The following is a 10,881-nucleotide window of genomic DNA, read 5'->3' as shown; positions in this document are numbered from 1 at the left end:
TCCACGATCACGTCGTAGACGTTGTTGCCGCCTGCGTCAGTGGGTGACTCGAAGTCGGGCGCTGAAGCAAAAGTCAGCACGCCCGTTGAGCTGTTGATGCTGAACTTGGCTGAGTCGGCCCCACCGGAGATGCTGTAGGTGAGCGTGCTGCCGGCGTCCGCATCGGTGGCGGTGACGGTGGTCACAGCAGTGCTGTTCTCAGCCACATTGACGGCGGCTGAGGCGCCACCACCATCGCTGGTGATGACGGGGTTGTCGTTGATGGCGGTGACGGTGATGGCAATGGTATCGATGTCTGATTCCGCGCCTCCGGTTCCCGAGTTTCCTTGGTCTGAGGTGGTGATGGTCAGTGTGTCTGAACCGTTGTAGTTGGCGCTCGGGGAGTAGGTCAGACCAGACAAGGCTGTGTTGATGGCACTGACCGTCCCAGTGAAAGTCATGGTGTTGTCAGCGGTACCATCGCCCACGCTGAAAGTCAGGCTTGTGATGCCTGACAAACTTACCGTTCCATGGTCGACACTGAGTGTGATCTCCATCTGACCACCACTGGCATCAACGTCAGCAATCGAAATAAGGTTACTGTTGCCAGAAGAGAAGACCAAGGAGGCGTCTTCATTGACGATCTGAGCACCAGGTACGGTATTGACGGGGGCATCATTGACCGCCGTGACAGTGATCGACGCATCGTTGTTGATGCTGGATTGGCCTAGCGCATTGGTCACCACAAACCTTGCTGTTCTGGTAGTGGTCGAAGGCGTGGATGTATTGGTGTTCTGGTACGTGATGTTCTTGACCAGTGCTGTCACGGCTGCGTTGGATGCGCTGCCATTGAACGTGATCACAAGATCATTGCCGCCGCTGCCACCACTGTAAGTCCCGATGACGGTGCCGCCATAGCTCACGTTGGCACCGCTGACACCGATCTGGCCAGCTCCGCTACCCTGATGCCGTATGCCGAGCACATCCTCCGTTCCCGTGCTGCCCGCCGTCAACGAAACCGTCAGGTCGCCGCCGTCGTAGGCCGCCTCATCGCCCATGGTGACCGTGGCGGCTGTGCCCTGATCAATCACCTGCGCCGATTGGTCTTCTGTATAGGCCAGGGTGTCCCCGGACAGATTCGCCACTACCGGTGCATTGTGGTACCAGACGTAGGTAAAGTTCTCTCGGTAGGTGTGGGCAGTGGCGTTGTCCAACTCCGTGACTGTTCCCCATGCACTGCCATCCCACGCAACCAGGTTCAAGTCAGACGCGTTGTCCTGTACGCCCAGCATGATGGTGTTGGAATAGGGGTCCGAGTACAGCTTGCTGATGTAAGGCACGTCCGTGCCACCCACGCTGGGCCCCGTTCCTTCTGCAGACCAGCCACCGCCGTTGGTCCATGTCCGATAGTAGAGATTGGGGCCGCTCGCCTTTCCGTAAACGGCCAGGAGGTCCCCCGACTGGCTCTCGAACGCCACGGCCATGGTCGCATGGTAGTCACCGATCAGCAGACCCGATGTGGTTGCCAGTTGAGTGGATCCCCAACTGCTGCCATCCCATACGGCCAACCAAGTCTCATTGGCGGCATTCTTGGCGGCGATGGCGATACGGTTGCTGCCTGGATCGGAGGCGATGGCTGTGTTGTACAACTCGGAAGCAGACGTGACGCCTGCGGCTGCAGTGATGGAGCCCTCACTGCCCCAGGTATTGCCGTCCCAGACCCTGTATTGCACGTTGGCCGAGTTGGACGCCGACGCATCGTAGATGACCATGGCGTGGCTGCTTTGCTGCTCATAGGCCACGTTCAATTCGAAGTACTGTTTGCTGCTGTTGGAGCCCAGCGTCTGCGAGTTTCCCCAACTGGATCCATTCCATACGATGGCGTACTGATTGTTGCTGGCTGCTGTCGTTTCAACTGCCAGCACCATGTCATGGCCGATCGGGTTAGCTGCCAGCTTCATGTGCACAGGTTCCCCGCTGACTGGGGCGCTGATCGTGCTGGTGGATGACCAGGTTGTGCCGTTCCAAGTGGCGTACGACAAACCCGTCGTGCCGGTGTTGCCGTTATCCCAGATCAGCATCGCGTCACCGCTGATCTGGTCATAGGCTACGGCGAAGCTGTCATACAAGGAAGCCGTGGCGCTGGGGCTGGCCACAGGGATGGCGATCACCGAAGACCACGTACTGCCGTTCCAGATGGCAGCGAGGATCTGTCCGGACGCGTCGGCCGAGCCGATGAACAGGATCTCATTGCGCGTCGGGGCCTCTACGGCCTCGATCATCGAGATGTCATCGCCTAGATTCAAACCATTGGTGCCGATCTCGCCAAAGCCTGCGGTGCTCCAGTCCGCATAGTATTGATAGAGACGGTCGTTGGTGTTCCAGATGACGCGGCCCCGAGGTGCATTGGCCGGCGCCACGGCCTGCACCGCCTTGGAGAACTCCGATGCGCCTGGGAAAGACGTTTCCGTGTTGGCGATGGCGCTGATCCATGCCCCTACGCTCACACCACTGACGGTCAATGAAAACGTGGCATCACCCGTGCCTGACGTGGTCGTGACCTGCGCAGCACCCAGGTAGTTCTTGCCTTCACCGTAGCCGGATGCATCCTGGCTGTCGCTGGAGAACAGTTCAATGTAGATCGTATCGGGGCCTTGGTACCAGTCAATGGTGCCGGTGATCGTCGTGGTGCCGCCGCTTGTGACCACGGAGGTAATCGTCGGGTAATTGTTCAGATAGTTGGCGCCGCCGTCTCCGTCGTTGTAGTCATTGACGGAGACCCCGTCATTGCCCAGATCAACACCCAATCCGGTGTTGCTGTAGATTGAGTTGCGGTAGAAGAGATTGGTGTGTCCGCCTGAAACCGCGATGCCCGCGCCGCCATTACCAGCAATGATGTTGCCATCACCTGATGTCTTCCCGCCGATGGTCGCGTAGTAGGCGTTGATGTAGATGCCCGCCGACCCGTTGCCCAGCAGCGTGGTGCCATCCGATCCGACACCGATGTAGTTGCCCTTGATGACGTGTCCGCCAGCCGGGGAAGTTTCGATCTGAATGCCGTATCCCGTGTTTCCGGAGATGATGTTGCGGTAACCACTTCCATTTCCGCCGATGGTCGACACGCCACTGGTGCGCACCTCTATGCCTGCACCACTGTTGGCCAGTGCCGCCGTGCCAGCGGCATTCAGGCCGATGATGTTGCCTTGCACCGAGACGCTGGCGTTGGAAGCATAGATACCCCCAAGGTCATTGCCCGATATCAGGTTGCCTGCTCCTGCACTGCTGCCACCGATGGTGGCGCTGCCGGTGTCATCGAGGTAGATTCCGTAGCGTGTGTTGCCCAGGTCCACTGTGCCGGTCACATCGGTGCCGATATAGTTTCCTTGGATGGTGACCGTGCCGGATGTGGTGACCCACATCCCTTCTCGTGTGTGGCCCGACACGACGTTGCCGGATCCAGCCGTGGTACCGCCGATGGTGATGTTGCTGGAGGTGCTCTCCACCAGTATCCCGTAGTCGGGATTGGTGGTGCTGAACACCGCTGTACCGGCGGCGTTCAAGCCCACATAGTTGCCCTTGACCGTGGTGCCGGTCGAGCCCGTTCCCAGGTAGATGTTGTAGCCTGCCGGGTTGCCGGAGATGACGTTGCGGTCAGCTGTGGTCGTGCCGCCTATGACGGTGTTGGCGCCATGGCTGAAGATGCCGGTTGACGCATTGCCTGATCCAGCGCCCTTGTTGCTGCCATCCGCATAGAAGCTGCCGATGAAATTGCCCGCAATGGTGTTGCCGTCCGATCCGGACTGGATGTAGACGCCGTACGACGTGAAGTTGCGGATCACCAGCCCGCGGATGGTGCTGCCGTCCGCGGCGTTGTTCAGGTTCAGGCCATAGGCAGCAGCATCGTTGCCGTCCAGCACAACCGTGTGCAGACCGCCTGCCACATAGCCACTCTGCGTCGAGGCGTCAATCGTGATCGCTTCACCGATGGTTGGCAGTGCGCCGCTGGAGGTGGTGATCACGTAGGCCCCGGTATCAGCGCCGGTACCGGCCGACCCGGAGGCAATGTTGAACGATATGGTGTCCGTGCCTGTTGTGGTGTTGGCCGCGATGATCGCTTCACGCAGCGACACTTTGCCGTCAGTGCCCTTGGTGGCGTTGAGTTGTTCCGCCGTAAAACTGCTGCCCAGGCCCGTGTCATTCGAATCCGACGTCGTGTCGACCACCAGGGTGGCGCCAACGTCGGTCACGGTGACCGAGATCGTCTGCGTGTCGGTCAGGCTACCGTCGCTGGCCTGCACGGTCACGACATAGACATTGTCGGCATTGCTGTCGGTGGGGGTCTCGAAGTCGGGCGCACTGACGAAGGTCAGCACACCGGTACCCGCTCCAATGCTGAACTTGGCGCCGTCGTTGCCTGCGACGATGGAGTAGGTGCGTGCCGTGCCTTCAGGGTCTGTTGACGTGACCGTGGTGACGGCCGCAACGGTCTCCGCGACGCTGATTGATGCGGTGGCATCGCCGCCATTGCTCGTGATGACCGGCGCATCGTTGGCTGCTGTGATGGCCATGGTGCAGGTCACCGTGCTGCTGTTGCCACCGTAGGGATCGGCGGCCACGACGGTGATCGATCGACTGGTGGTCGTTGGGGTGTCGTCAGTGTTGCTGTACGTCACCGTTCGAAGCACGGTCTGGTAGTTGGCAGCGGTGTCCGAGCCGGTCAAGGAGAGCACCCCGGTTCCGCTGTCGTAGGACGCCGTGATGTTGGTTCCGGCTGTCGTGGCAGCCAATGACTCTGCCGTGCCATCGAACAGGTTGCTGATGGTCACGGTCATGGCCGACAGATTCGTGCTGATGGTGTTGCTGCCTGCCGTGACCGAGGCATCGGTGTCGGCAATTTTGACGGCAGCGCCGTTTTCCGTGAAGGTGGTCGAGAAGTTGCTGCCGGCACCGCTGGCATCCAGATCCAGGCTGGGCGGGGTGGGGGCTGTGTAGGTGACGTTCAGGATGGGGCGATTTGCCGCAGTGCCGTTCTCGGAAGAAGAAAAGTTCCACTCGTTGCCGTCATCGACGATCACCCAGCCGTAGTTGGCGGTGCCACTGGCCCACAGTTGTACCGTGCTGGCCAGGTTGGTGAAGATGTCGGTGGTGTTGTTGGTGCTGACGTCCACATTGGAGGCCGCCGTGTTGCTGGCCTCCACGTTGTCGAGCGAAATGCCGCCGCTCAGCGAGTTCCAGGTGCTGCTTTCGCTCCAGTTGTTTGAGATGACCCGATAGATGGCAGGATTGCCCGTGCCATCCTGCGTTGTGTAGACGGTCAAGGTCGCGGTCGTGATGGTCGACCCGTAGGGAATTTGACCCGAGCCGGTTCCGAAGATGTTGTCGAACTTGATCAGCACCTGCATGGACGAGTTGTCCGTTATCGCAATGGTCCCCTGTGCACCGTTGTTGGTGTCCGGCGTGGCGCTGTTGATCCATGTGTCGGACGTGCCGGCATAGCTGCTGGCGCCCTCCCGGAAGCTGGTCGTGGCCAATACATGGGCCCACTCGCTTTGCGCGCTGGCCGTCAATGCTGTTGTGCTGTCGACCTGGCCTGTCGTGTACTCCAGCACCCAGTCTCCGGCCAACACGGCTGCGCCTGTGTAGTCGTCGCTGGCGGCCACGTCAGCGCCCGTGAGCAAGCCGAGCTGATCGACCAGTTCCCTTCCTTCGACGCCCAATGCCAGGTTGCAGCCATACAGCAGCAGGTCAGCCTTGTCGGTGAGGTGCTCGCCCCACGCACTGATGTCACCTGGCCTGGTCGTCAGCGTGATCAGATCCAGTCGTGTCGCGCCCAACTGCAGGCCATCGGCATCGCCGTGGCTGATCACGTGGATGGTGTCGATGGGTTCGTTTTGGGCTTTCAGATAGTCCGTGATGACAGACACGCCATCCTGATCGGCTTCGATCTGAACGATGTCGATGGGCCGACCTGCGGACTGCTGCTGCAACAGGTCGGTCAGCAGCGTCTTGGCGTCGCCGACGGTCATGTCCAGAAAGATCACCTCTTTTCCTGCCGAAACGGCAGCCAGGCTTGCCTCCGTCTGGCGGGTGTCCGCGGCAAGGGGGGGCATGACTTGCTGGATGGCCTGCTCCATTTGTGCTGCAGGCAGGGATGCGGGATCCAGCATGGCGCCAGCCGCGTCCGCGCTGAACAGGATCCGTGGCTCCAGCTCCTCCATGCGGCCGTCAAAGCAAGTTTCTTCCGGTCGGGATGCACGTGGTGAGCGCAGACGGGCGAGCAGAGACCGGGCCTTGCTAAGCATGCAGCCCTCCAGCCGTGCGAACACGGCTTTTCGCCTCGATCGACGCGACATTGAACATACCTGATCCGATCAGCGCACAAGCCCCCGTTGCCATCTTGGGGGGGTGTCTGGATCTTGCAGGGTTCGATGGGCGTTTAATGCGCCGAAAAGCGTGCTGAAGTCACAGTTTTACCGATGGGATGGCCTTGCCGTGATGCGGGAATTTTCCGGCGTGATCGCTCAAGTCTGGCTGCCGAATGGACGAAAACATCGGATGTTCCCACGTCCGACCGCCACATGAACCTGTCTGTGTCTTCCCTCTCGTCAGCGAGTCAGCCCGCGGTTGATCGGGACCAGGGTGAGATGCGCCGGCGCGGACTGAAGCGCTTCTGGTTGGCGTTTCCCTCTTATGCGGCCGTGCTGGCCTTGCTTTGCCTTGGCACCTACTTGGGGTCGGTGAAGGGCGGAGTGGCGGCGTTGATCACCGTCTATACGGTGCTGTCACTGGGCCTGATCTACCTGGCGCTTCACATGGGCTGGGCAGTTCGAACCCAAGACCCCATGCTGGCGTTCACGCAGTCGTCATTCAGCATCGCGCTGGTGGCGATTGGCTATGCTTTGCTGGATGACTTGCGCAGCACCGCCTTGCTGTGGTTGTGTGTGATCGTGGTTTTTGACCTATGGCGCTTGCCGCGTCAGCAGGTGCGGCTGGCCATGGCGCTGTGCCTGGTGTTGCCCATGCTGGCCACAGCATCCCGCCACTACTGGCACCCGGTTCCCCTGAACTGGTTTCACGAGCTGTTCACACTCCTGATCCTGGCCGTGGTGTTGCCTGTGCTGTACGCAGTCTCAGGGCAGGCGCGTGCGGCCCGATCCCGTCACGCGCGCCAGAAACAACAGATGGCCGAGACCCTGGAGCGGCTCCACGAGCTGTCTATCCGAGATGGGCTGACCGGTCTCTTCAATCGTCGGCATATGCTGAGTTTGCTGGATGATGAGGCTCGGCGCAGTCGGCGCAGTGGTCGTCCATTCACGGTCGCCTTGCTGGACCTTGATCTGTTCAAGCGCGTCAACGATGTGCACGGGCATGCGGTGGGTGATCAGGTCCTCAAGGCATTTGCGCAGATTGCACAGCAGGTCCTGCCGGGCAGTGCCGACATGCTGGCACGCTGGGGTGGCGAAGAGTTCCTGCTCTTGCAGGCCGAGACCAGCAACGACCAGGCCCTGGCAGATCTGCATCGCTTGCGCGAGGCCTGTCATGCGCATGACTGGTCGCCATGTGCGCCGGGTTTGAGCGTGACCTTCTCTGCGGGCATCTGTCAGCACGCGCGGCAGGATCAGGTGGATCACACGCTTGAGCTGGCTGACCGAGCGCTGTATGCAGCCAAGGCTGAAGGGCGCGACAGGGTGAATGTGCATGGCGAGCTGGCTTCCACGCCGGATGGTGCGGCACGGGCTTGCAGGCGAGCCAACCTGGCACCGGCCAGCGCCACGCCCTTGCTCTCGAATGCGCGGACCTGGACGGATCTGGTCATCGATGATCTGGACGAAAAGGTTCCACCGCTCAACGAGCAGCCGGCGCACGGATGGCGTCATCGCCTGCTGAACATGCTGTGCGGCTCGAACCAGAAGCTGCGCCCAGCCATGGCCTTGTGCATGCTCAGTCTGTGCGTTTACCTGGCGTCTATCGCGGGTTTCGTGCTGTATGTCATGCCGTCCGGTTTGCTCACCTATGAACAGGGCATGGGCTTTGTGGCTCACAACGTGCTCGCGATTGTGGTGCCCTTCGCGCTACTGAGATCAGGTGTGACGGTCAAATGGCGAGATCCCTCCTTCGTGATGGTGCAGGTACTGTGGGGCGGCACAGGCGTCATCATTGGCTACGGCATGATGCCTTCCACCAGTCCCAGTACCTTGCAGATGATTTGTCTGAGCCTGGTGTTCGGTTTCACGAGCCTGAGGCCGACGCAGACGGTCTGGATCGGGCGCTATTACCTGGTCATGATGCTGGGCGTGCTGCTTGTGCGGGCTCTGTCCGATGTGCCGGGTTTCATGCCGCGTCGTGAATCACTGGAAGTGGCCATGACCTGCATGGTGTTGTGGATCCTGACCTTGCAGTCGACCCGCTTGAGCGACATCCGCCAGAAGGTCCGGGAAGAGAAACGCCAGCTCATCGAGGCCACCGAGCGTGTGAGCCAGGTGATGGTAAGGGATCCGTTGACCGGCCTGTTCAACCGCCAGTACATGCAGGTATTGCTGGACCGGGAGTGCGTGCGGCATCAGCGCTCAGGCAAGTCCTTCAGCGTGGCGCTCATCGATCTGGATTACTTCAAGGCGATCAATGACACCCTCGGCCATGCGGTGGGTGACGAGGTGCTGATCGGCTTCGCGCAGGCTGCACGCAACCATCTGCGCGACAGCGACGTGCTGTGCCGATGGGGTGGCGAGGAGTTCCTGGTGTTGCTGGTGGGCGCCGATCCTGGCGTCAACGGCGTGATGGCCATGGCGCGCATGCGCGATGCCTTGGCGGCGCGAGAACTCGGTCTGTCAGATGTGGGCTTGACGGTGACCTTCTCGGCCGGTGTGGCCGAGCATCTGCCTGATGAGCCTATCGCCCGCACCCTGCAGCGAGCCGATGAGGCCCTCTATGCGGCCAAGGCAGCGGGGCGGGATCGCTGCGAACTGGCTGCCTGAATCCAAGGTGGCTTAATCCCAGCGACGGTGGCGGCGCCAGCCGGGTTCATACGGTTCCTCATAGACAGGCTCAGGGCTGGGCACGTACACCGCCGGTGCGATGGCGGGTGCTTGTGCCACCATCGGGCTCAAGGTCACCTGCACGGGGATGGTGGCGCCAGGCTCCTGGCCCATCTGCGTGCTGAAGCGTTGGCCCGCGAACTCGTACACCACGTTGTAGGCCATCACGCGGTTTTCGTACTCGGCCTGTTGCTCACAGCGGCGCACGGAACTGGTGGATCCCTGTCGGCCATCGTTCGCGATGTGGTCGCCAGCGATGGCGCCACCAAAGATGCCCAGGCCCGTGGCCAGGGCCTTGCCTGCACCTTTACCTACTGAGTTGCCGATCACGCCACCGGCAATGGCACCCATCACCGCACCCGCACCGGACGAGCGGGGCGGGTTCTGGCGCAGTTCGTCATAACAGACCTGGCGGGGTACAGCCACCTGGCCGATTACCGGCGTGGCCGACACCACTTTGGCCTGGACCGTCATGGAGGTGGTGGATGGCGCACCGACGACGTCGCCCACCCGAGGCCCCGCACAAGCGGCGGTGGACAAAACCAGGCCAGTCAGAGTGAGAGCGCCGGCGCTGCGGGAACGGGAAGAGCGGTTGAGCATGTGGATCTCCTGAGGTGCAGGGCGCCCGATCTGGTCGAAACATGCGGTCGAGGCCGCCCTTGTCAAGCTCAACGGACGGCCTTTGAGCTTCGCTGACGGGGCGCACGTGAAGTTTGCGTAAAGCGGCGTGAAACTGGCGGACGTGGCCTCTGCGGGGCTACAGGGCGTAAAATGCCTGGTTTCGTCTCTATCAACCGATTCGACCATGTCCAAAACTGCCAAGCCAGCCCGCGCCGCCAAGCCGGCAAAGGTTTCCAAGGCCGCTCCCGTGGCCGCCACCAAGGCCCCTGCTGCCGGCGCTCAGAAAGTCAAGAAAGTTGTCCTGGCCTATTCCGGCGGTCTGGATACCTCCATCATCCTGAAGTGGCTGCAGGACGAGTACAACTGCGAAGTGGTCACCTTCACGGCTGACATCGGCCAGGGCGAAGAGATCGAACCCGCACGCGCCAAGGCGCTGAAGATGGGCATCAAGCCCGAAAACATCTTCATCGAAGACCTGCGTGAAGAATTCGTGCGCGACTTCGTGTTCCCCATGTTCCGCGCCAACGCGCTGTACGAAGGCGAATACCTGCTGGGTACCTCCATCGCCCGCCCCCTGATCGCCAAGCGCCTGATCGAAATCGCCAAGAAGACCAAGGGCGACGCCATCTCGCACGGTTCCACCGGCAAGGGCAACGACCAGGTTCGTTTCGAACTGGGTGCCTATGCCCTGCTGCCCGGCGTGAAGGTGATTGCACCGTGGCGCGAGTGGGATCTGCTGTCGCGCGAAAAGCTGCTGGCCTACGCCGACAAGCACGGCATCCCCGTGGACTTCAAGAAGCGCAAGGGCGGCGCCCCTTACTCGATGGACGCCAACCTGCTGCACATCAGCTATGAAGGCGGCGTGCTGGAAGATCCGAACTTCGAGCCCGAAGCCAATATGTGGCGCCTGACCAATTCGCCCGAGAAGGCGCCTGGCAAGGCTCAAGTGATCGAGCTGACCTACGCAAAGGGTGACGTGGTCGCCATCGACGGCGTGAAGATGTCGCCCGCCACCGTGCTGACCAAGCTGAACGAAATCGGCGGCAAGCACGGCATTGGCCGTCTGGACAAGGTCGAGAACCGCTACGTCGGCATGAAGAGCCGTGGCTGCTACGAAACCCCTGGCGGCACCATCTTGCTGAGCGGCCACCGCGCCATCGAATCCATCACCCTGGACCGCGAAGTCCTGGCGCTGAAGGATGACCTGATGCCGCGTTACGCCCGCATGATCTACAACGGCTACTGG

General features: G+C 61.2%; 4 protein-coding genes. 2 read left to right on the top strand and 2 right to left on the bottom strand.

The features are described from left to right. Nucleotides 1-6,281: DUF4347 domain-containing protein (locus tag HY836_RS04450; protein ID WP_290673960.1), on the bottom strand; the 6,281-nt coding region annotated here is incomplete at its 3' end. A gap of 276 nt (nt 6,282-6,557) precedes the next feature. Here HY836_RS04450 and HY836_RS04445 point away from each other — a divergent pair. Next, nucleotides 6,558-8,954, top strand: a complete 2,397-nt coding sequence (locus tag HY836_RS04445) for a diguanylate cyclase (protein ID WP_290673958.1) — start codon at nt 6,558-6,560, stop codon at nt 8,952-8,954. Nucleotides 8,955-8,966: 12 nt separating this feature from the next. Here the strand turns inward: HY836_RS04445 and HY836_RS04440 are convergent, their stop codons facing one another. Further along, entirely contained in the window at nt 8,967-9,614 is a 648-nt protein-coding gene (locus HY836_RS04440; protein ID WP_290673956.1) for a hypothetical protein, read from the bottom strand. A 205-nt stretch (nt 9,615-9,819) separates the two neighbouring features. Between HY836_RS04440 and HY836_RS04435 the strand changes: the two genes are divergently transcribed. After that, nucleotides 9,820-10,881: argininosuccinate synthase (locus tag HY836_RS04435; protein WP_290673954.1), on the top strand; the 1,062-nt coding region annotated here is incomplete at its 3' end.

This window comes from Aquabacterium sp. (assembly GCF_016234775.1).
In the GTDB taxonomy this organism is placed as follows: domain Bacteria; phylum Pseudomonadota; class Gammaproteobacteria; order Burkholderiales; family Burkholderiaceae_C; genus Aquabacterium.
Note: the sequence above shows the minus strand (reverse complement) of the source record. Positions and strands in the feature narration are given on the sequence as shown.